The organism is Rhizobium anhuiense, assembly GCF_003985145.1.
In the GTDB taxonomy this organism is placed as follows: Bacteria; Pseudomonadota; Alphaproteobacteria; order Rhizobiales; family Rhizobiaceae; genus Rhizobium; species Rhizobium anhuiense.
Genome location: NZ_ML133521.1, coordinates 191,770 through 213,147 on the forward strand (window position 1 = coordinate 191,770; position 21,378 = coordinate 213,147).

Annotated in this window: 17 protein-coding genes; 12 read left to right on the forward strand and 5 right to left on the reverse strand. The window is 62.3% G+C overall.

Annotated elements, in window-relative coordinates:
- Window positions 1-5 precede the first annotated feature (5 nt).
- The gene (locus EEQ99_RS00960; protein WP_127429884.1) at window positions 6-863 is read left to right on the forward strand and encodes a transporter substrate-binding domain-containing protein; all 858 of its coding nucleotides are present in this window, start codon (window positions 6-8) and stop codon (window positions 861-863) included.
- Between the two features lie 63 nt (window positions 864-926).
- Here the strand turns inward: EEQ99_RS00960 and EEQ99_RS00965 are convergent, their stop codons facing one another.
- Both EEQ99_RS00965 and EEQ99_RS00970 read right to left on the reverse strand, forming a co-directional pair.
- Window positions 927-1,511: a cysteine hydrolase family protein gene (locus tag EEQ99_RS00965; RefSeq protein ID WP_127429885.1), complete on the reverse strand. Its 585-nt coding sequence runs from the start codon at window positions 1,509-1,511 to the stop codon at window positions 927-929.
- Window positions 1,512-1,585: 74 nt separating this feature from the next.
- Window positions 1,586-3,949, reverse strand: coding sequence for a putative bifunctional diguanylate cyclase/phosphodiesterase (locus tag EEQ99_RS00970; protein WP_127429886.1), 2,364 nt, complete (start codon window positions 3,947-3,949; stop codon window positions 1,586-1,588).
- 103 nt (window positions 3,950-4,052) lie between these two features.
- Here EEQ99_RS00970 and EEQ99_RS00975 point away from each other — a divergent pair, with 103 nt between their 5' ends.
- The gene (locus EEQ99_RS00975) at window positions 4,053-4,853 is read left to right on the forward strand and encodes an ABC transporter substrate-binding protein (RefSeq protein ID WP_047612136.1); all 801 of its coding nucleotides are present in this window, start codon (window positions 4,053-4,055) and stop codon (window positions 4,851-4,853) included.
- 89 nt (window positions 4,854-4,942) lie between these two features.
- Here the strand turns inward: EEQ99_RS00975 and fdhA are convergent, their stop codons facing one another.
- Together fdhA and EEQ99_RS00985 are read right to left on the reverse strand one after the other, a co-directional pair.
- Window positions 4,943-6,133 (reverse strand): formaldehyde dehydrogenase, glutathione-independent, encoded by a 1,191-nt coding sequence (gene fdhA, locus EEQ99_RS00980; protein ID WP_028757431.1) that lies wholly within the window; start codon window positions 6,131-6,133, stop codon window positions 4,943-4,945.
- A gap of 572 nt (window positions 6,134-6,705) precedes the next feature.
- The gene (locus EEQ99_RS00985) at window positions 6,706-7,611 is read right to left on the reverse strand and encodes a DMT family transporter (protein WP_127429887.1); all 906 of its coding nucleotides are present in this window, start codon (window positions 7,609-7,611) and stop codon (window positions 6,706-6,708) included.
- Between the two features lie 113 nt (window positions 7,612-7,724).
- Between EEQ99_RS00985 and EEQ99_RS00990 the strand changes: the two genes are divergently transcribed.
- Window positions 7,725-8,588, forward strand: a complete 864-nt coding sequence (locus EEQ99_RS00990; protein ID WP_097542547.1) for a LysR substrate-binding domain-containing protein — start codon at window positions 7,725-7,727, stop codon at window positions 8,586-8,588.
- On the opposite strand, the gene EEQ99_RS00995 is transcribed toward EEQ99_RS00990, so the two are convergent.
- Window positions 8,575-9,585, reverse strand: coding sequence for a GlxA family transcriptional regulator (locus tag EEQ99_RS00995; RefSeq protein WP_244604761.1), 1,011 nt, complete (start codon window positions 9,583-9,585; stop codon window positions 8,575-8,577). The genes EEQ99_RS00990 and EEQ99_RS00995 overlap by 14 nt on opposite strands.
- Before the next feature lie 76 nt (window positions 9,586-9,661).
- On the opposite strand from EEQ99_RS00995, the gene bcoG reads away from it, so the two are divergent.
- The 9 genes from bcoG to EEQ99_RS01040 all read left to right on the forward strand — a co-directional run bounded on the left by bcoG (window position 9,662) and on the right by EEQ99_RS01040 (window position 21,339).
- Window positions 9,662-10,564 (forward strand): 3-dehydrocarnitine:acetyl-CoA trimethylamine transferase BcoG, encoded by a 903-nt coding sequence (gene bcoG / locus EEQ99_RS01000; protein WP_063475777.1) that lies wholly within the window; start codon window positions 9,662-9,664, stop codon window positions 10,562-10,564.
- A gap of 7 nt (window positions 10,565-10,571) precedes the next feature.
- Complete coding sequence (locus EEQ99_RS01005; RefSeq protein ID WP_127429888.1) at window positions 10,572-12,062, forward strand: carnitine 3-dehydrogenase; 1,491 nt, start codon at window positions 10,572-10,574, stop codon at window positions 12,060-12,062.
- 10 nt (window positions 12,063-12,072) lie between these two features.
- Entirely contained in the window at window positions 12,073-13,233 is a 1,161-nt protein-coding gene (locus EEQ99_RS01010; RefSeq protein ID WP_063475779.1) for an acyl-CoA dehydrogenase family protein, read from the forward strand.
- A 4-nt stretch (window positions 13,234-13,237) separates the two neighbouring features.
- The gene (locus EEQ99_RS01015) at window positions 13,238-15,292 is read left to right on the forward strand and encodes an acetate--CoA ligase family protein (protein WP_127429889.1); all 2,055 of its coding nucleotides are present in this window, start codon (window positions 13,238-13,240) and stop codon (window positions 15,290-15,292) included.
- Window positions 15,293-15,298: 6 nt separating this feature from the next.
- Complete coding sequence (locus EEQ99_RS01020; RefSeq protein ID WP_097595551.1) at window positions 15,299-16,081, forward strand: carnitinyl-CoA dehydratase; 783 nt, start codon at window positions 15,299-15,301, stop codon at window positions 16,079-16,081.
- Between the two features lie 118 nt (window positions 16,082-16,199).
- Window positions 16,200-17,789, forward strand: a complete 1,590-nt coding sequence (locus tag EEQ99_RS01025) for an ABC transporter substrate-binding protein (RefSeq protein ID WP_047612155.1) — start codon at window positions 16,200-16,202, stop codon at window positions 17,787-17,789.
- A gap of 97 nt (window positions 17,790-17,886) precedes the next feature.
- Window positions 17,887-18,891, forward strand: a complete 1,005-nt coding sequence (locus EEQ99_RS01030; RefSeq protein ID WP_063475782.1) for an ABC transporter permease — start codon at window positions 17,887-17,889, stop codon at window positions 18,889-18,891.
- Window positions 18,888-19,715, forward strand: a complete 828-nt coding sequence (locus EEQ99_RS01035; RefSeq protein WP_047612159.1) for an ABC transporter permease — start codon at window positions 18,888-18,890, stop codon at window positions 19,713-19,715. The genes EEQ99_RS01030 and EEQ99_RS01035 overlap by 4 nt, the downstream gene beginning before the upstream one ends.
- Window positions 19,708-21,339, forward strand: coding sequence for an ABC transporter ATP-binding protein (locus EEQ99_RS01040; RefSeq protein ID WP_063475783.1), 1,632 nt, complete (start codon window positions 19,708-19,710; stop codon window positions 21,337-21,339). Before EEQ99_RS01035 ends, EEQ99_RS01040 begins: the two co-directional genes overlap by 8 nt.
- Window positions 21,340-21,378 lie beyond the last annotated feature (39 nt).

Below are 21,378 nucleotides of genomic sequence, written 5' to 3' on the forward strand. Positions count from 1 at the left end.
AAAACATGACATTCATTTCACGGGTTCTGACCGCCCTGTCGGCTACCGCGGTACTGGCCCTGTCAGGCACGGCGCATGCGGAAGACAAGACCTGGAAGACGGTGACGATCGCCACCGAAGGCGCCTTCAAGCCCTACAACTTCACCAAGCCGGATGGCACGCTGGACGGCTACGAGATCGAGCTGACGAAATATCTTTGCGACCATATGAAGGTCGAGTGCAAGATCGTCGTGCAGAACTTCGACGGCATGATCCCGGCGCTCAATGCCGGCAAGTTCGATGCCATCATCTCCGGCATGTCGGCAACGGCCAAGCGCGAGGAAGTGATCGCCTTCAGCGATTCCTACGGCTCCACCGGCCAGGCCTTCGCAACCTCCAGGGAAAGCGACCTCGTCAACCTGCCGGAAAAGGGCGAGGTCTTTTCGCTTGGCAGCAACGAAGCCGGGGCGATCGCCGAGATCGACAAGATCAAGCCGATGCTGCAGGGCAAGACGATCGGCGTGCAGACCGCCTCCACCGGCGCCGCCTTCGTCGATAAATATCTCAAGGGTGTGCTTGAGGTGCGCGAATACAAGACGACCGAGGAGCACGACCTCGACCTCAAGGCCGGCCGCGTCGATCTGGTGATGGCATCCATGGCCTATCTCATCACCGCTTCGCAGAAGCCGGGCAATGAAGACATGACGACGGCCGGTCCGCGCTTCCAGGGTGGTTTCCTCGGCCGCGGCAGCTCCGTCGGCCTGCGCAAGGACGACACCAAGCTGAAGGCGATGTTCAACGACGCGATTGCCGCGGCAAAGGCCGACGGCACGATCAAGACGCTGTCGGAAAAGTGGTTCGGCTTCGACGTGACGCCGAAGTGAACGGCTGATTCCTCCAAGACATCAAGCCCGGCGAGCAGCATCGCCGGGCAACCGCAGAGCGCCCTACGTAAAGACCCTCAAAAATTCTTCGGTCTCCATGAGTTCGAGCTGCACGGAAAATCGATCGTGCAGAAGTTCCAGTGACGCATCATGCGTATCGTCGGCGCCGCTGCAGACGGCATCCTTCAGCACGATGACGCGATAGGCGAGATCGATTGCACCGAGCGTCGTGGCCAGCACGCAGACATCGGTTTCACCGCCTGTTATGACAAGCGTGTCGACCCGCTCCGATTGAAGGATCGGATGCAGGCGGCCGTCGATCCAAGGGGAATAGGTGCGTTTGTCGAAGTGCCTTGCCGGCGGAACCAGTGCTGCCAGCGACGAGGCCAGATCGATGAAGCCGCGGGGAAGATGTTCGCCCGTCATCATCCACCATTTGCGGTAATAATCTCGCCATTTCCCCGGCATGTCGTCGGCGCGCTCGGGTGGCAGGAAGCGGGTGAAGATCGTTCGGGACGGATGCCGCCCGGCCAGTTCTTCGATCTGCGGAGAGATCCGCACCATCCAGGGAACGTGCCACGGCGTGTCCTCGGCAAACATCCGCTGCATGTCGACGCAAAGGTGCCGCCACTCCCCGACCTCGCCCATCAGATCCTCCATCCGGTCTTCGGGCGTCAACCGCCGTGCCCGGCGAAAGTTCCTGGCGGAAGATCAAAAGCCTCTCAGGCGACGGCGCTCGCGGCTTTGCGAAAACAATCGAGGTCGCCAACAGGAACCGGTTTGGAGAAGAAATAGCCTTGGAGATCGGTGCAGCCGAGGGCGGCCAGAAAGTCGCGTTGATATTCGGTTTCGACGCCTTCCGCCGTCGTCGAGATCCCGAGGTTGCGGCTGAGCGCGACGATGGCGCCGATGATGGCCGCTCCGTTGGCTTTTGTCCCGAGTTGCGAGACGAAGGATCGGTCGATCTTGATACGGTCGATATCGAAACGCACCAGATGGCTGAGGCAGGAAAAGCCGGTTCCGAAATCATCCAGCGAAATCTGAACACCTCGGCTGCGCAGCGACCTCAGCACGGTATAGACATCCGAATTATCCTCGATGAGCGAGGACTCGGTGAGCTCCAACTCGAGCTGGGACGGCGGCAGGCCGCTCTCCTGCAGCACGGCGAAGACTTCCTCGGCAAAATTCGGCCTTCTCAACTGGGCGGGAGACACGTTGACCGCAACAAATGTGCCTTCCGGCCATTTGCGGGCAGCCCTGCAGGCTTCGCGCAATACCCAGAAACCGAGAGCGTCGATGAGGCCGCCTTCCTCGGCGACTGGGATGAAGCTCGCAGGCGTCAACAATCCGCGCTGACTGTGACGCCAGCGCACCAGAGCCTCCGCGCCAGACGCCGTATATCCCGGCTCTGCACGATGTACCGTCTGGTAGTAGACCTCGAGCGATCCGTAGTCCGGCCTGTTCGCAAGCGGTTCGGATGGTGAACCGTCCGCGGAGGAGGCCGCACTTTTGGCCAGAACGTCCCGCAATTCGTTCTTGAGAATGTCGCGCGCATTCCTGCCGCCGTCCATGGATGGGGAATAGATGCGCCACTGGCCTCTCCCGCCCATCTTTGCCTCGTATAGCGCGACATCGGCGTAGCGCATGATGTCATCGGCATTCCGTCCGGCGTCCGGTACGACGGTCACGCCGATCGAGCCGCCGACCCGTGCGACGGCCTCGCCCCGCAAAAGCGGGAAGGGCTTGCCGAGTTCGGCAACGATCGCGTCGCATATTGCCGGCAAAACCTGATCATCATCCTTGATATCACGCAGAAGCAGGGCGAACTCGTCCCCTCCGAGCCGGGCAAGCGTGTCGCCCGGACGAAGCAGGGCGCGAATCCGTTCCGCAGCCATCCTGATGAGTTCATCGCCGGCGGCATGGCCGAACGTGTCGTTCACGGCCTTGAAGCGGTCGAGGTCGAGAAGTGCGACCGCCGAGCGCTCGGTCGAATTCTGCGTCTCGGCCAGGCACTCCTCAAACCGCATCGCGAACAAGGCGCGATTGGGAAGGTTGGTCAGCACATCATGCAAGGCGAGCTGCCTTGCGTGCAGCTCGCTTTTCTTCAACTCGCCGAGACTGCTTCGCAGGCGCACCAGCAGGACCGAGAACAGGATCGCGATCACCAGGGCGGCAATCGAAAGCGCCGGCATCAACCGGCCGATCACCCTCGAACCCGGAAGATCGGGCCGCCACACGATGAAGCCGATCGGCTCGCCGTTTGCCGTGGCGTCGATCTGGAAGGCAACTTCGTTTTCGTCTGCGTCGGCCGTGCGCGCGAAGCGCGCGCCGTTGAGGCCCTGTTGCCGGCTCAATTCGTCCAGCGCCGCACCGTCGATAAACCGCACGACGATCAGGAATTGCCGCATCGTCTGCCGTTGCCCCTCATCGGGTTCGTTGATGGCGACCACGCCGACGATCGTCGGCCGACCTTCCAGCCGCATCAGATTGGCGAGCGCTGGGTTGGAGCTGCCAGTGCTTGCAAGGCGGCTTTCCATTGAGGACGGTGTTCTCTCGTTGGAAACCGTGCCTTGTCTCAACCCAAGGCGGGCATCCTGAAGCAGCGGCAAAAACAGAGGCTTCATCCAGCGATAACGCTTTTCCGTTTGGGCGTCCGCCAGCATGAGCAACTGCGCCTTCTCGTCGACGACGAAGGCCTGATCGTAGCCGAAGGCGGACATTGCGGTCTGGCTGATCGCACTCCCGGCCGCCGCCGTCAGAACCGCGTCGAGGCTGGAGGAACCTCCGGCCGAACGGGCGGCGGGATAAACACGGGTGAGATAGCCGTTGCCGAACTGGCCGATGACATGCGCGACTTGATCGACCTGTTCGCGCAAGCGGGCATTGACAAGGTGGCGCTGTCGATCAAGGGCGGCAGCATCGCTCTCGGTTCCCGCCCACAGTGCCGACAGCACGACCAGTCCGATCGCTCCAAGCCCGCTGACGGCAATCAGAAACAGAATTCTCCCCGAAGCAATCCAGGACTGCTGAAACGTGTTGGAGCTGGAAGGAAGAACGATGTGCAAGCCTGGACCCCTGAACACCACGACACGGGCGCATTGGCCGAGGCTAACAAAGAAGCGTTCACGTAGAATTAAAAGCTGCGGCGCACTATGGGCGAGATCGATACGCCCCAAGGAGCTCCCGACGATGCGCATATCCATTCAGACTATCGTGCGCGGCGCGCTGATGACGGGCGCGGTGGGTGTCTTTCTGGCGATCTCGCCGCTCGAGGTGGCTGCGCAAGATCGCATGCCGATGAGAATTGCCGTCGAAGGTGCATTTCCGCCCTTCAATTATCTCGATGCGAATAACAAGCTGCAAGGCTTCGACATCGATATAGCCAATGCCCTCTGCGAGGTCGGCAAGTTCGAATGCGAATTCATCATCGAGAAGTGGGACGACATCATTCCCAATCTCGTTGCCGGGAAATACGACTCGATCATCTCATCCATGTCGATGAGCCTTGAGCGGCGTCAAAAGGTTGCCTTCACTGAAAAATACTACAACAGTCCGTCGGTATTTATTGCCCGGAAGGATTCCGCAATCAGCGATGTCAGCCCCGCCGCTCTCAGCGACAAAATTCTTGGCGTGACGTCGTCGACGGCGCAGGAATCCTATGCCAACCATCTTTATCCGGACATGAAAAAGACGGTGTTTCGGTCTTCGCCGGAATTATACAAAGGCCTGGCGGATGGGAGCGTGGACATTATTCTCGAGGATAAACTCGCCATCTACGACTGGATTGCGAACACGAAGGCGGGAAGCTGCTGCGAGTTCAAGGGGCCGGATCTGGTCGATATCACCTATTTTGGCGAAGGTGCCGGGATCGCGCTGCGCCTCGATGACAAGGAGCGCCTTGCGCGCCTGAACGAAGCGTTGAAGAGCATCAAGGCGGACGGGACCTACGACATGATCAACGCAAAATATTTTCCGTTCAGCATTCAGTAGTTCGTCACTCAAATTGTCATGTGACAAATGCGGAATGGCCGGTTTTCCGCCGGCCATCCCTGTCAGGTAAAGTTCCTCGGTCGCAATCGCTAGGCGGCTTTCGCGACCTCGCCGTGCGGATCGAGGACATATTTCGTCGCCGCGCCCTGGTCGAAGCTCTCATATCCACTGGCGGCATCGTCGAGCGGGATGACCTTGGCGTTGACGATATCCGCAATCGGCAGCCGGTCATGGAGGATCGCCTGCATGAGCTGGCGATTGTATTTGAGCACCGGGGTCTGGCCGGTGTGGAACGACTGCGCCTTGGCCCATCCGAGACCGAAACGCAGCGACAGATTGCCGTGTTTGGCGGCATTGTCGACGGCGCCCGGGTCTTCGGTGACATAGAGGCCGGGAATACCGATCGAACCTGCGGCGCGGGTAATCTCCATCATCTGGTTGAGCACGATCGCCGGCTGTTCGCCGCCCGAGTGGCCGCGGGCCTCGAAGCCGACCGCATCAATGGCGCTGTCCACCTCGTTGGTGCCGACGACCTGCGCGATCATATCGCCAAGACGGTCGCTCTTCGACAGGTCGATCGGCTCGAAGCCGACCTTGGCCGCATGCGCCAGACGATCCTTGTTGAAATCGCCGATCATCACGACAGCAGCGCCGAGAATGCGAGCCGAAGCTGCAGCCGCAAGGCCGACAGGGCCGGCGCCTGCCACATAGACGGTCGAGCCGACACCGACGCCTGCCCGCACGGCGCCATGGAAGCCGGTGGGCAGAATGTCGGAGAGCATGGTGAGATCGCGGATCTTCGCCATCGCCTTGTCCCGATCGGGGATTTTCAGCAGGTTGAAATCCGCATAGGGAATGGTGACGTAGCGTGCCTGCCCGCCGATCCAGCCGCCCATGTCGACATAACCGTAAGCACCGCCGGCGCGGGCCGGGTTCACCGTCAGGCAGACACCGGTGTCTTGAGACTTGCAGCAGCGGCAACGGCCGCAGGCGACATTGAACGGCACCGAGACGATATCGCCGACGTCGAGCATCTCGACGTCGATGCCTTTCTCGATGATTTCGCCGGTGATTTCATGACCGAGGACCAAGCCCGGCATCGCCGTCGTGCGGCCGCGGACCATGTGCTGGTCGGAGCCGCAGATATTGGTCGAGATCACCTTCAGGATCACACCGTGCTCGATGCGGCGGCCGTCGGGCGCTTCCAGCTTCGGGTCGTCGATGTCGCGAACTTCGACCTTGCCCGGCCGGAGATAGACGACGCCTCTATTCTTGCTCATGGATTCCTCCCACTTGTTTGAATGCCTCGATCTGCAACCGATGCAGCCGATGGCAACCTTCCCTCCGGCCTGCCTCCTCTGCAGCCCGGTCTACAACACAGGATACCGCCGCATCGGGCGATATTCGGATTTTGCAAAAACAGATTGGATGGAGAAGAGAAGTGAACGCCCGGGTTTTGCCTGTCGTTCTGCTCGCGATCGCCCGCCGCAATCCGTCGATTTGCTGTGCCAAGAGCTGGTTTCCGGCTCCAGAATCTCCTTTCGATCCGTCTCGATATCTCTCCGGATCTCTATCCGGCGATTTCCTTGAGGATTTCAGTTCTTCTACCGCTGCGGAACAGCGCCGGCGTCAGGCCGGTGTCCCAAGGTCCATTTCGCCAGTTTGCGAGATAGCGCTTTGAACACCACAAGCAAACCACGACTGACGGAAAACAGCGATCAAGAAAACGACATGGGCGCAACTCAAAGACGACAGTCGGCAAGGTCGCAATGGCTCGCTGCGTAGCGGAAATAATTGATCCCGCGAATACGGCGGTTTTTCGGATCGTCGGGGACGATTTGATATGGGAGACTTAGGCGCGATGTGGCCGCCGGCTGCGGTTGACGTCGATGGCCGTATGCCAGAGCACGGCGCCGAGGATGATCGCACCGCCGAAAAAGGTGGCGACGGGCGGCTGTTCGGAAAACAGCAGCCAGACCCAGAAGGGCGTGAGCACGATTTCCATCGTGCCGATCAGCGCCGCCTCCGCCGGCGGCATCCGCTTTGCCCCGGCAAGAAAGAGCACCAGCGCCAGGGAAAAATTGGTCGCGCCGAAGGCGGCAAGGACGATCCAGTTGTGCAGGTCGAGCGAGCCGACCGAACCGAACGGCGCGAAGAGAACGAGGGTCAGGAAAGCGCTGACCACGGTCGGCGGCAGGCTCGGCACCTGCGGACTGATGCGCGGAATGATGATGACGAGCGCGAAGGACGCCGTCATGCCGAGCGCCAGCAGATCGCCCCACCCCGTCCCGCCCCCGATCGACGAGGCGACGATGACCGCGACGCCGAGGAGCGAGACGCCGCCGGCAATCAGCGTCCGCCTGGCGACCCTCTCCTTGAGGATGAGCCAGCCGAGCAGTGCCGCGATGAAGGGCGCGGTCGCATAGATCATCGTCACATTGGCGACGGTGGTCATGTAAAGCGACCCGATGAAGCATCCCTGACTGAAGGTCTGGCATGCGATCATCGCAAGTCCGGACGGATGGAAGACGGAACGCCATTGCTGCCGTGAAATACCCCCCTCGAGGAAAAGGCAGGGGATCAGCAGGAACAGGCCGCCGAACAACGACCGCCAGGCGATCGCCGTCCATACGTCAGTGGTGAGCAGCCGCGAATAGACGCCGCTCGCGCTCCAGGCAAGCGTCGCGGCAATGATGAGAAGCACACCCTTCTCGTGCTCGCTGCCTGCGAGGTGTCTGGCCGGATTTTCAAGGGTCACGCGGATATTCTCAAAGAAGGAAGTCGAACGCGGCTCTTTTCTGCCTCAAGAATTGACATTAGACAAACGAATAGTAGAGATAGCTATCATCGATTTTTTCTATGGCTATTCCCATGCACGAGCCGATTGAGAGCGACCTGCTGAGGACCTTTCTTGTCGTCGCCGAGACCTCGAATTTCTCCGCGGCTGCCCAGCGCATCGGGCGGACGCAGTCGGCTGTCAGCACCCAGATCAAGAGGCTCGAGCAGACGATCGGCGAAGCTCTGTTCGAGCGCGGCGCCCGCGGTGTGCTGCTTACACGCCAGGGCATACAACTCGTGCCCTATGCCCGCCGGATCATCGACCTCCTAAGCGAGGCCGCCGCGACGATCCGCAGCAAACCGCTGGATGGGCCGGTGCGCATCGGAATTCCCGAGGAATACAGCCAGACGGTGCTGCCGGCGGCCCTTGCGGCTTTCGCCGTACGCCATCCGGCCGTCGAGGTCACGGTGTCCTGTGACTATACCGTCCGCAACCTCGCCGCCCTCGAGCGGGACGAACTCGATCTGGCCGTGGTCTTCGACTGGAGCGACCAGACGAAAGGCGAGGTCCTCTGTATCGACCCGACCGTCTGGGTCACATCCATGGTTCACCGGCTGCACGATATCGATCCCCTGCCGATTGCGACCTATCGTAACTCCACCTGGTCGCGCGATTATGCGCTCCGGTCGCTGGAGCAGATCGGCCGCCATTACCGGATCGCCTTCATCGCCGATACCGGCTCGGGGCTGAAGAATGCCGTGACCGCGGGCCTTGCCGTCACCACGCTGTGTCGCAGCAACATTCCGCCCGGCTGCCGCGAGTTGACTGCCGAAGACGGCTTCCCACCGGTCGATTCCTCGAAAGTCGTGCTCCGGCGCAATCCCTACCGATCCAGTGAGGCAGTTCGCGAACTCGCGGATATGTTACGAGACGCCTTCCAGCCTACGTCGGTGTGATGCGGCGGCGCAGACGGCGCCGGGTCTCGGACGGGCTTTCTGAAAAACTCGCGCGGTAGCTTCTCGCAAATGCCGAGGCCGAGTTGAAGCCGGTCGCCGCCGCGATGTCGGCGAAGGAGGCGGTCGTCTCGATCACCTTGCGGCGCGCCGCGTTCAGGCGCAGCGCGAGATAATGCACATGCGGCGGCGCGCCGATGTTCTGCTGGAAGAGATCCTGCAGATGCCGGGCGCTGATGCCCACCCTGCGGGCGAGCCGCGTGAGAATCAGAGGCTGCTCGATATGCTCCTCCATGAGCTTTACTGCCTGCGCCACGCGGGGATCGTGCATGCGCAATCCCGCCGAGGCTGCCGAAAGCGGCTCATCGGCATGGAAGGACGGCTGCTCGTAGCGAAACAGCCGGCTGACTTCGAGCGCCAGCGAATAACCCTGCCGCTGCCGGATCACCTCCAGCATCAGGTCGACGGTCGGAAGCGAACCTGAGGTCGTCAGCCGCTTGCCGTCGATGACAAAGCGATCCTTGACCGCTCGCACTTGCGGATAGGCCAGCGCAAAATCCTCGTAGTCCTCCCAATGAACGGTCGCCGGCAGTCCGTCGAGCAGGCTTGCTTCCGCCAGCAGCCATGTGCCGGATTCGATGCCGGCAATCACCGTACGGTAGCGGGCAGCCTGGGAGAGCTGCATCTTCAGCGCCGGCGTAGCACTTCGGCGCCAGTTGTAGCTGGCAAGCACGAAAAGCGGCGTATCCTCGGTCGTCGCCTTGAAAGCGCCTTGGGCGGGCACGGCAATATCGCTGGTGGTCGGGACCGGTGCTCCATCCGGCGTCAGCAGCCGCCAGCGATAGAGCTCGCTGCCGGAAATGCGGTTGGCGCCGCGCAGCGGCTCGATGACCGAGGCGATCAGGATCAAATTCGCGTCCGGCAGGACGAGAAGGTCAATGTCGAGCCGTTCCGTCGATCGCTGCAGCAAGGTCGCCTCCGTCGAGTTCCGATAATGTATCGATTACTTCCGAAAGTGCAACGCATCGCCATCCATCCTGTCGCGTAATGCTGACAAGACGAGGGAGAACAAGAACATGCCTCTTGCGATGAACCGCGATGTTTTCATCACCTGTGCCGTCACCGGCGCCGGCGATACGGTTTCCAAATCCAGCCACGTGCCGATCACGCCCAAGCAGATCGCCGAGTCCGCCATCGACGCGGCAAAGGCCGGGGCTGCGGTGGTCCACTGCCATGTCCGGGATCCGGACACGGGTGCCGCCAGCCGCCGCAACGACCTCTACAGGGAAGTCACCGACCGCATCCGCTCGGCCGATATCGACGTCGTGCTCAATCTCACCGCCGGCATGGGCGGGGACCTGATCTTCGGCGATGTCGAAAGCCCCCTTCCCCTCAATCCGAAGGGCACCGATATGGCCGGCGCCACCGAGCGCGTCAGCCATGTCGCCGAATGCCTGCCTGAGATCTGCACGCTCGACTGCGGCACGATGAACTTCAACCTCGGCGACTATGTCATGACCAACACGCCGGCCATGCTGCGGGCGATGGCGAAGAAGATGACCGATCTCGGCGTGCGGCCCGAGATTGAAGCCTTCGACACCGGCCATCTCTGGTTTGCCAAGCAGCTTGCCGAGGAAGGCCTGATCGAAGATCCGGTGCTGATCCAGCTCTGCATGGGCATTCCCTGGGGCGCGCCGGACGATCTCAATACCTTTATGGCGATGGTCAACAACGTTCCGCAGAGTTGGACCTTCTCAGCCTTTTCGATCGGCCGTAACGCCATGGCCTATCCGGCGGCCGCGGTTCTCGCCGGCGGCAACGTGCGCGTCGGCCTGGAGGACAACCTTTTCGTCGGCAAGGGCCAGCTCGCCACCAATGCGCAGCTCGTGGAAAAGGCGGTGCAGGTGGTCGAAGGCATGGGTGCCCGGATCATCGGTCCGGAAGACGTTCGCAAGAAACTCAAACTGACGAAGCGCTGAGGACGGCATGACACGGATCAACAAGGCGGCCTGTATCGGCGGCGGCGTCATCGGCGGCGGATGGATCGCGCGTTTCCTGCTGGCCGGCATCGACGTCGATGTGTTCGACCCGCATCCGGAGGCGAACCGCATCGTCGGCGAGGTGCTCGCCAACGCCGAAAAAGCCTATGCCATGCTGACCGGCGCGCCCCTGCCGCCGCGCGGCAGGCTGACCTTCTGCACGACGCTCGCGGAAGCCGTCGCTGGCGCCGACTGGATTCAGGAAAGCGTGCCGGAACGGCTCGACCTCAAGCGCGGAGTCCTGACCGAGATCGATGCCGCGGCGCGCCCGGACGCCCTGATCGGCTCTTCCACTTCGGGCCTGCTGCCGTCCGATCTGCAGCGCGACATGAAGCATCCCGAGCGCCTCTTCGTCGCCCATCCCTATAACCCCGTCTATCTCTTGCCGCTCGTCGAAATCGTCGGCGGTGAAAAGACCTCGGCGGCGACCATCCAGGCGGCGATGGAAAGACTGGCGCCGATCGGCATGAAGGGCGTCCACATCGCCAAGGAGATCGAGGCCTTCGTCGGCGACCGGCTGCTCGAAGCTCTGTGGCGCGAGGCTCTGTGGCTGATCCATGACGATATCTGCACCGTCGAGACGCTCGATGACGTCATCCGCTACTCTTTCGGCCTGCGTTGGGCGCAGATGGGCCTGTTCCAGACCTACCGCATCGCCGGCGGCGAGGCCGGCATGCGCCACTTCCTCGCCCAGTTCGGTCCCTGCCTCGCCTGGCCCTGGACCAAGCTCACCGATGTCGTCGATCTCGACGATGCGCTGATCGAAAAGATCGGCCGGCAATCCGACGAACAGGCGGCCGGCGTGTCGATCCGCGAGCTTGAACGCATCCGTGACGAAAACCTCGTCGGCATCCTGCAGGCCCTCAAGGGCGGCGATGGCGGCAAGGGCTGGGGCGCCGGCAAGCTCTTGAAGGACTTCGAGCAATCGCTCTGGGCACAAGGCGGCGGGACGACTGCGTCTGTCGACCCGTCGAAACCGCTGAGGCTCGTCGAGACGAAAGTCAGCCCTGCCTGGGTCGACTATAACGGCCATATGACCGAACACCGCTACCTTCAGGTTTTCGGCGATACCTCGGATGCGCTGCTGCGCCTCATCGGCGTCGATGTCGCCTATGTTGAGGCGGGGCACAGCTACTATACGGTGGAAACCCACATCCGCCATCTCGGCGAGGCAAAGCTCGGCCAGACGATCCATTCGACCTGCCGGGTCCTCTCCGTCGACGACAAGCGGCTGCATGTCTTCCATACGTTGCACGATACGGCGACGGGCGAGGCCATTGCCACCGCCGAGCACATGTTGCTGCATGTCGACAGCAAGGCCGGCAAGGCCACGCCGGCGCCGGCCGTCATTCTCGACAAGGTCAAGGCGATCGCCGAAGCGCAGGCGAATTTGGCCGCGCCTGAAGGCGTCGGCCGTCACGTCGGCCAGAAACGGTAGGAGGATCGGCATGGATTTCGGATTGAGCGAAGAACAGGAAATGATCGTCGAGACGGTCCGCGCCTTCGTCGAGACCGAAATTTATCCGCACGAAAACGAGGTCGAGCGCACAGGCATCGTCCCGCCGGAGCTCGGAGACGAGATCCGGCGCAAATGCATCGATCTCGGCTTCTACGCCTGCAATTTCCCGGAGGAGGTCGGCGGCGCCGGCCTCGATCACGTCACCTTCACGCTGGTCGAGCGGGAGCTCGGGCGCGGTTCCCTCGGGCTGACGGTTTTCTTCGGCCGGCCCTCCGGCATCCTGATGGCCTGCGAGGGCGAGCAGCGAGAGCGCTACCTCCTGCCCGCCGTGCGCGGCGAGAAGATCGACGCGCTTGCGATCACCGAACCGGACGCCGGTTCCGATATGCGCGGGATGAAATGCGCCGCCCGCCGCGACGGCGGCGACTTCGTCCTCAATGGCACGAAACACTTTATTTCGCATGCCGATGTCGCCGATTTCGTCATTGTCTTTGCCGCGACGGGTGAGGAAGAAACGCCGAAAGGCATCAAGAAGAAGATCACCGCCTTCCTGGTGGATCGCGGCACGCCGGGCTTCGAAATCCGCAAGGGCTATGATTCCGTTTCGCATCGTGGCTACCACAACTCGACGCTCAGCTTCGAAGATTGCCGGATACCCGAAGCCCAGGTGCTGGGCGAGGTGCATCGCGGCTTCGACATAGCCAATCAATGGCTCTACGGCACGCGGCTGACGGTTGCCGCCACCTGCGTCGGCCGGGCACGGCGCGTCTTCGACATGACGCTGCCCTATGCCGCCGAGCGCAAGCAGTTCGGCAAGCCGATCGGCGCCAATCAGGGGGTGTCGTTCAAGCTCGCCGATATGATCACCGAGATCGACGCAGCCGATTGGCTGACACTTGCCGCCGCCTGGCGGCTTGATGCCGGGCTGCCTGCAGACCGGCAGATCGCCTCGGCCAAGCTTTACTCCTCGGAAATGCTCGCCCGGGTCACCGATGAGGCGATCCAGATCTTCGGCGGCATGGGCCTGATGGACGACCTGCCGCTCGCCCGCTTCTGGCGCGATGCGCGCGTCGAGCGCATCTGGGATGGCACCTCCGAAATCCAGCGGCATATCATCAGCCGCGACCTGCTTAGACCTTTGGGAGCGTGAGCCGATGACATCTCGCCCGCTCGACCGCCTGCTCAGACCGCAAACGATCGCCGTCTTCGGTGGCCGCGAGGCGCGCAGGGTGATCGAGCAGTGTGATCGTATGGGTTTTGCCGGCGAGATCTGGCCTGTCCATCCGAAGCTCGACGAGGTGCTCGGACGGCGCTGCTATCGCTCGGTCTCGGATCTGCCGTCAGCGCCGGATGCCGCCTTCGTCGGCGTCAACAGGACGCTGACCGTCGAGATCGTCCGCAGCCTTTCTGAAGCCGGTGCCGGCGGGGCGGTCTGTTATGCATCGGGTTTCAGCGAGGCGACGGGTGAACTTGAGGATGGCGCCGAGCTGCAGCGGGCCCTGCTGGAGGCAGCGGGCGATATGCCGATCCTCGGGCCGAATTGCTACGGGCTGATCAACGGTCTGGACGGCGCGCTGCTCTGGCCCGATCAGCATGGCATGCAGCGCATCGAACGTGGCGTCGCGATTCTCACGCAGTCCTCCAATATCGCCATCAACCTGACCATGCAGACCCGTGGGCTGCCGATCGCCTATGTGGTCACGGCCGGCAACCAGGCGCAGACATCGCTTGCCGATGTCGCCTGCGCATTGATCGACGACCCACGCGTTACAGCGGTCGGCCTTCATGTCGAAGGCTTCGGCGATCTCGCTGCTCTCGAACGCCTGGCCGCCATCGCCCGGTGGTCGAGGAAGCCGGTCGTCGTGCTGAAGGTCGGCAGATCGGAACAGGCAAAACGTGCGGCCGTATCACACACCGCCTCGCTTGCCGGCAGCGATGCCGTCGCCGATGCCGTACTGGCCCGTCTCGGCCTTGGCCGTGTCCAGACCTTGCCGGCACTGCTCGAAACCCTGAAGCTGCTGCATGTCGCCGGCCCGCTTGCAAGCCATTCGATCTCGTCGATGAGCTGCTCGGGGGGCGAAGCCTCGCTGATGGCGGATGCCGCCGTCGGTCGCAAGGTGGAATTCCCGGCGCTGCAGCCGCAACAGCTACCGCGTCTGCGGCGGGTGCTGGGCGAGATGGTGACGCTTTCCAATCCGCTCGACTACCACACCTTCGTCTGGGGCGATCTCGCACGCCAGACCGAAGCCTTCGGCGCCATGTTCGAAGGCGGCTATGCCCTCAATCTCGTCGTGCTCGACTTCCCGCGTGGCGACCGCTGCGATGCCTCCGAATGGGCGATGACGGCGGATGCGGTCATTGCGGCCGCCGCCGCAACCGGTGCGCTGGCCGGCGTGCTGGCGACCCTTCCGGAAAACATGCCCGAGCCGATCGCAGATCGGCTGATGGCGAATGGCATCGTCGCCTTCTGCGGCATCGACGAAACCATCATTGCAGCGGAAGTCGCCGCCGGCATCGGCCAAGCCTGGAAAGCGCCGCCTCCCTTGCCGCTGCTCGACGTGCCGTCCATGGGCGGCGAGATCGAGACGCTGACGGAAGCCGATGCAAAGACGGAACTTGCTGCCTGCGGCCTCCCTGTTCCTCGGGGGCTGCAGGCTTTTTCGTCCCGGGAAGCTGCCGAGCAGGCCGAGCGGCTCGGTTTCCCCGTCGTGCTGAAAGCTCTCGGCATTGCCCACAAGACCGAGGCCGGCGCTGTCGCACTCAACCTTAGGAATAGTGAGGCAGTGTCGGATGCGGCGGCGGCCATGCCGCCGAATTCAGGTTATCTCGTCGAGAAGATGATCAATCCGCCGGTTGCCGAGCTCATTGTCGGCGCCATCCGCGACCCCGTCTTCGGATTGTCACTTACGCTTGGAGCGGGCGGAATCTTCGTTGAATTGCTTGAAGATTCTATCCTTTTGCCGCTTCCGGCGACAAAAACCGACATTCACGCGGCGATTTCACGGCTTAAACTTGCAAAATTGATCTATGGCTATCGCGGGAGACCAAAAGGCGACCTCGAGGCCGTCGTCGATGCTGTCTCAGCAGCGGCAGATTATGTCGTAATGAACGCGGCACGCCTGGAGGAACTGGACATTAATCCGTTGATGGTTCTTCCCGAAGGGGACGGCGTTGTCGCAGTCGATGCCCTGATACGGCGGAGGAGGTAGCATAGGTTGAGCGATCCCATTCGCACACGACAGGACGGCGGAGTCCTCGAAGTCGTCATCGACCGGCCGAAGGCGAACGCCATCGACCTTTCGACCAGCCGTGCCCTGGGCTTGATCTTCCGGGATTTCCGCGACGATCCGGCATTGCGTGTCGCCATCGTCTCGGGTGCCGGCGAGAAGTTTTTCTGTGCCGGATGGGATCTCAAGGCGGCGGCATCAGGCGATGCAGTCGACGGGGATTACGGTGTCGGCGGCTTCGGTGGGCTGCAGGAACTGCGCGACCTCAACAAGCCGGTCATTTGTGCGGTCAACGGCATCTGTTGCGGCGGCGGACTGGAGATCGCGCTTTCTGCCGACCTGATCATCGCCGCCGAGCATGCGACCTTCGCTCTGCCGGAAATCCGCTCGGGCACGGTTGCCGATGCGGCTTCGATCAAGCTGCCGAAGCGCATCCCCTACCACATCGCCATGGACATGCTTTTGACGGGGCGCTGGCTCGACGTTCACGAGGCGCATCGCTGGGGTTTCGTCAACGAGGTCCTGCCGGCCGACAGACTGATGGAGAGAGCATGGGAGCTTGCCCGGCTGCTCGAAAGCGGGCCGCCGCTCGTCTATGCCGCCATCAAGGAAATCGTGCGCGAAGCGGAGGGTTCGACATTCCAGACTGCCATGAACAAGGTCACCAAGCGGCAGTTTGCGACGGTCGACAAACTCTATTCGAGCGAGGACCAATTGGAAGGCGCGCGGGCCTTCGCCGAGAAGCGAAGCCCCATTTGGAAAGGAAAATGACCAGGCGGCAGCAACCGCACTATTTTCCCGCATGATGCGGGCGACGGAGGTGGAGAGGAAACCGCCTGCGGATCTGCCCGGAAGTTCTGTCAACGCACCATAAAGAAGGAACTGGGGAATGAACGACTACACCAAATATCTCGCAAGCCGTGTCACCGCCGGCGGGCTCAGCCGCCGCGAATTCATGGGACGCGCCATGGCGGCGGGCATCACACTTGCCGTCGCCGACAAGCTCTTCACCGAAAGTGCGCAAGCCGCCGAACCGAAACGCGGTGGCCACTTGAAGCTCGGCCTCGAAGGAGGTGCCGCCACCGATTCGAAGGATCCGGCAAAGTTCCTGTCGCAGGTCATGTTCTGTATCGGCCGCTGCTGGGGCGACATGCTGGTCGAGTCCGACCCGCTGACGGGTGCCGCCGTGCCCTCGCTTGCCGAATCCTGGGAGCCCTCGAAGGACGCTGTCACCTGGACCTTCAAGATCCGCAAGGGTGTCAAGTTCCACGATGGCAAGGAACTGACGATCGACGACGTCGTTGCGACGCTGAAGCGCCACACCGACGCAAAGTCGGAATCCGGTGCGCTCGGTGTTCTCGGCTCGATCAAGGAGATCAAGGCCGACGGCGGCAATCTCGTGCTGACGCTCAGCGAAGGCAATGCCGACATGCCGCTTCTGCTGTCGGACTACCACCTGGTCATCCAGCCGAACGGCGGCGTCGACGATCCGCTGGCCTCGATCGGCACCGGCCCCTACAAGATGACGAGCTTCGAGCCCGGCGTCCGCGCCACCTTCGAAAGGAACAAGGACGACTGGCGCACCGACCGGGGCTATGTCGATTCGATCGAAATCATCGGCATGAACGATGCCACTGCCCGCATCGCGGCGCTTTCGTCCGGTCAGGTGCACTACATCAACCGCGTCGACCCGAAGACCGTCAACCTGCTGAAGCGTGCGCCGAATGTCGAGATCCTCTCGACCGCCGGCCGTGGGCACTACGTCTTCATCATGCATTGCGACAAGGCGCCATTCGATAATAACGACCTGCGCCTGGCTCTCAAATACGCCATGGACCGCGAGACCATGGTGCAGAAGATCCTCGGCGGCTACGGCAAGGTCGGCAACGACTTCCCGATCAACAGCACCTATGCGCTGTTCCCCGAGGGCATCGAGCAGCGCGTTTACGATCCCGACAAGGCCGCCTTCCACTACAAGAAGTCCGGCCATAGCGGCTCGGTCCTCCTGCGCACCTCCGAAGTCGCCTTCCCCGGCGCCGTCGACGCGGCCGTCCTCTATCAGGAAAGCTGCAAGAAGGCCGGCATCGAGATCGAGGTCAAGCGCGAGCCGGGCGACGGCTACTGGACCAACGTCTGGAACGTCCAGCCCTTCTCGACCTCCTATTGGGGTGGCCGTCCGACGCAGGACCAGATGTATTCCACCGCCTATCTCTCGACGGCGGATTGGAACGACACCAAGTTCAAGCGTCCTGACTTCGACAAGCTGCTGCTGCAGGCCCGCTCCGAATTGGACGAAGCCAAGCGCAAGGACATGTACCGCACCATGGCGATGATGGTGCGCGACGAGGGCGGGGTGATCCTGCCGATGTTCAACGATTTCGTGAACGCCTCCACCAAGCAGGTGAAGGGTTATGTCCACGACATCGGCAACGACATGTCGAACGGCTACGTCGCAACCCGCGTCTGGCTGGACGCCTGAGGATAAAGGGGCGTTTGCCCCCTCCGATCTCCAACGAAGCCGGGACCGTGGGATGAAACCCGCGGTCCTCCCGCCGTTTTAGCGCGAGGTCCTCGCCATGACCAATCCTGCCCCCAGCATCTTGCCCGGCCTCGGGTTGCGGCAGCGTTTTCCGCTGCTGGCCCTCATCCTCGAGCGCTTCGTGCTCAGTCTCGTCCTGCTTTTTGCCGTTTCCATCCTGATCTTCGGCGGCCTGGAAGCCCTGCCCGGCGATTTTGCCACCACCTATCTCGGCCAGTCGGCGACGCCGCAGGCGGTTGCCAATATTCGTCAGGATCTCGGGCTGAACCGTCCGGTCACGACGCGCTACGTCGAGTGGCTCGGCAATGCCGTCCAGGGAGACTTCGGCACCTCCTGGGCCAGCAAGAATTCGGTGAGCGAGCAGATCGGCAAACGCCTTGGCAATTCGCTTTTCCTGGCGGGTTTCGCAGCGGTGATCTCGGTGCCGCTCGCCGTCGGCCTTGGCATGCTGTCGGTGCATTTCCGCAATCGGCTACCGGATAAGATCATCAACGTGATCTCGCTTGCGGCGATCTCGCTGCCGGAATTCTTCATCGGCTACCTGCTGATCCTCTTCTTCGCGGTGAACCTTGGCATGGCGACCTTCCCGGCGACGGTCTATGACAGCATGGGTTTCGGCGAGCGGTTGAAGGCGATCGCGCTGCCGACGGCGACGCTCGTGCTCGTCGTGCTTGCGCACATGATGCGCATGACGCGGGCGGCGATCCTCTCCGTCATGTCGTCGGCCTATATGGAGACGGCAGAGCTGAAGGGCCTCAGCGCCTTCCGCGCGATCGTCAAGCACGCCGCTCCCAATGCGCTCGCCCCGATCATCAATGTCATCGCGCTGAACCTTGCCTATCTCGTGGTCGGCGTCGTCGTTGTCGAAGTGGTCTTCGTCTATCCCGGCATGGGGCAATATATGGTCGATGCGGTCACCGTGCGCGATATGCCCGTCGTGCAGGCCTGCGGCCTGATCTTCGCGGCCGTCTACATCTTCCTCAACATGACGGCCGATATCCTTGCGATTATCGCCAATCCCCGGCTGAGGCATCCGCGATGAGATTGAGAGACATCCCCATCACCGCCTGGATCGGCATGGCCGGTATCGCCATCGCCTTCATCTTCGCTATCTTTGCACCCTGGCTCGCCCCCTATGGCGAGACGCAGGTCGTCGGCGACGTCTGGCAGCTGCCGGATAATCAATATATCTTCGGCCTCGACAATCTAGGCCGCGATATCCTCTCGCGCCTGATCTACGGCGCGCGCACGACGCTGCTGGTCTCGTCCGCCGCCACCGTCATCTCCTTCTCGCTCGGCATTATCCTGAGCTTCACCGCTGCCGTCTCGCGCGGCATCATCGACACGGTGTTTTCCCGCTTCAACGATCTGATGATGTCGATCCCGACGCTGATCTTCGCGCTGGTCGTTCTGGCGGTCCTGCCGCAAAATATCGTCGTGCTGATCCTTGTCATGGCGATCCTCGATTCCACCCGCGTCTACCGTCTCGGCCGCGCTGTGGCGCTCGATGTCGCGGTGATGGAATTCGTCGAGGCGGCCAAGCTGCGCGGCGAAGGCAAGCTCTGGATCATCTTCCGCGAAATTCTGCCGAACACGCTGTCGCCGCTGCTGGCCGAGTTCGGGTTGCGCTTCGCCTTCTCGATCCTGTTCCTCTCGACGCTTTCCTTCCTCGGCCTCGGCATTCAGCCGCCGGCGGCCGATTGGGGCGGCATGGTCAAGGACAACAAGGACGGCATCATCTTCGGCATATCGGCAGCATTGGTGCCGGGCACGGCGATCGCCGTGCTTGCCGTCTGTGTCAACCTCGTCGTCGACTGGCTCCTGAAACGCACATCCAGCCTCAAGGGAGGGCGCGGCGATGCCTGAGCTTCTTTCCGTTCGCAATCTGAAGATCGAAGCAACCAGCTACCCGCCGGGCGAACCGCCCAGGCGGGTGACGATCGTCGACGGCGTTTCCTTCGATCTGCAAAAGGGCAAGGTTCTCGGCCTCATCGGGGAATCGGGCGCCGGCAAGTCGACGATCGGCCTTTCCGCACTCGCCTATGGCCGGGGTGGCGCGGAAATCACCGGAGGCGAGGTCTTGCTCGACGGTGCCAATATCCTGGCGCTCGGCAAGAACGGCATCCGTCAAATCCGCGGGGCGCGGGTCTGCTATGTGGCGCAGTCTGCGGCCGCTGCCTTCAATCCCGCCCATCGGCTCGGCGACCAGGTGATTGAAGCCTCTGTCAAGCATGGTTTGATGACGAAGGACGAGGCGCGCAAGCGTGCGCTTTATCTGTTCGGGGTTCTCGGCCTGCCCAATCCCCAAACCTTCGGCGAGCGCTTTCCCCATCAGGTCTCCGGCGGCCAGTTGCAGCGGGCGATGACGGCGATGGCGCTCTGCTCCAACCCCGAACTGATCGTCTTCGACGAGCCGACCACGGCGCTCGACGTCACCACGCAGATCGACGTGCTGGCGGCGATCAAGCATGCGATCGAGGAAACGCATACCGCCGCCCTCTACATCACCCACGATCTCGCCGTCGTCGCCCAGATCTCGGACGACATCATGGTTCTGCGCTATGGCAAGCAAGTGGAATATGGCAGCGTCCAGCAGATCATCGAGGCACCGCGGGAGGATTATACGCGCGCCCTCGTCAATGTCAGACAGGCCTATCGCGAGGAAGCCGCCGATCAGTCCACGGCACTCCTCAAGGTGGAAAATGTCAGCGCCGAATATTCCAACGGCTTCAAGGTGCTGCACGATGTCTCGCTGCACGTGCCGAAGGGCCAGACACTCGCGGTCGTCGGCGAGTCCGGCTCGGGCAAGTCGACCCTGGCGCGCGTCATCACCGGCCTGTTGCCGCCGAGCAGCGGACGCATCGTCTTTGACGGCAAACCGCTGATGCCAGGCCTCAAGAGCCGGCCGAACGACGACCTGAGGCGCATCCAGCTGATCTACCAGATGGCCGATACGGCGATGAACCCGCGGCAGACGGTCCGCGACATCATCGGCCGGCCGCTGACCTTCTATTATGGCCTCAGAGGTGCCGAGAAGACCGCCCGGGTCAAGGAACTGCTCGACCAGATCGAAATGGGCAAGGGCTTCGTCGATCGCTACCCCGCCGAACTCTCCGGCGGCCAGAAGCAACGCGTGGCGATCGCCAGAGCGCTGGCCGCCAAGCCCGAACTCATCCTCTGCGACGAGCCGACCTCGGCGCTCGATCCGCTGGTGGCGGAGGGTATCCTCAAGCTGCTCCTGCGCCTGCAGGAAGAAGAGCAGTTGTCCTATGTCTTCATCACCCACGATATCGCGATCGTCCGGGCGATCGCCGACAGCGTGGCGGTGATGCATCGCGGCAAGCTGGTGCGGTTCGGCCCGAAATCGACGGCGCTGTCGCCGCCCTTTGACGATTACACCGATCTGCTGTTGAAATCCGTACCGGAAATGGAAATCGGCTGGCTGGAACGGGTGCTCGCCACGCGTCGCATGGAGAGCGCCGGTAACTGACTTGACTAGGTGACTTGACGAGGGGCGGAACCCTCGTCG

Excerpts from the sequence above, each read along its gene's own strand:
- fdhA (WP_028757431.1), bottom strand. The coding sequence starts at position 6,133 with ATGAGCAAGAATAGAGGCGTCGTCTATCTCCGGCCGGGCAAGGTCGAA.
- EEQ99_RS00965 (WP_127429885.1), bottom strand. The coding sequence starts at position 1,511 with ATGGGCGAGGTCGGGGAGTGGCGGCACCTTTGCGTCGACATGCAGCGG.
- EEQ99_RS01015 (WP_127429889.1), top strand. The coding sequence starts at position 13,238 with ATGACATCTCGCCCGCTCGACCGCCTGCTCAGACCGCAAACGATCGCC.
- EEQ99_RS00960 (WP_127429884.1), top strand. The coding sequence starts at position 6 with ATGACATTCATTTCACGGGTTCTGACCGCCCTGTCGGCTACCGCGGTA.
- bcoG (WP_063475777.1), top strand. The coding sequence starts at position 9,662 with ATGCCTCTTGCGATGAACCGCGATGTTTTCATCACCTGTGCCGTCACC.
- EEQ99_RS01010 (WP_063475779.1), top strand. The coding sequence starts at position 12,073 with ATGGATTTCGGATTGAGCGAAGAACAGGAAATGATCGTCGAGACGGTC.
- EEQ99_RS00990 (WP_097542547.1), top strand. The coding sequence starts at position 7,725 with ATGCACGAGCCGATTGAGAGCGACCTGCTGAGGACCTTTCTTGTCGTC.
- EEQ99_RS01030 (WP_063475782.1), top strand. The coding sequence starts at position 17,887 with ATGACCAATCCTGCCCCCAGCATCTTGCCCGGCCTCGGGTTGCGGCAG.
- EEQ99_RS00975 (WP_047612136.1), top strand. The coding sequence starts at position 4,053 with ATGCGCATATCCATTCAGACTATCGTGCGCGGCGCGCTGATGACGGGC.
- EEQ99_RS01035 (WP_047612159.1), top strand. The coding sequence starts at position 18,888 with ATGAGATTGAGAGACATCCCCATCACCGCCTGGATCGGCATGGCCGGT.
- EEQ99_RS01005 (WP_127429888.1), top strand. The coding sequence starts at position 10,572 with ATGACACGGATCAACAAGGCGGCCTGTATCGGCGGCGGCGTCATCGGC.
- EEQ99_RS01040 (WP_063475783.1), top strand. The coding sequence starts at position 19,708 with ATGCCTGAGCTTCTTTCCGTTCGCAATCTGAAGATCGAAGCAACCAGC.
- EEQ99_RS01025 (WP_047612155.1), top strand. The coding sequence starts at position 16,200 with ATGAACGACTACACCAAATATCTCGCAAGCCGTGTCACCGCCGGCGGG.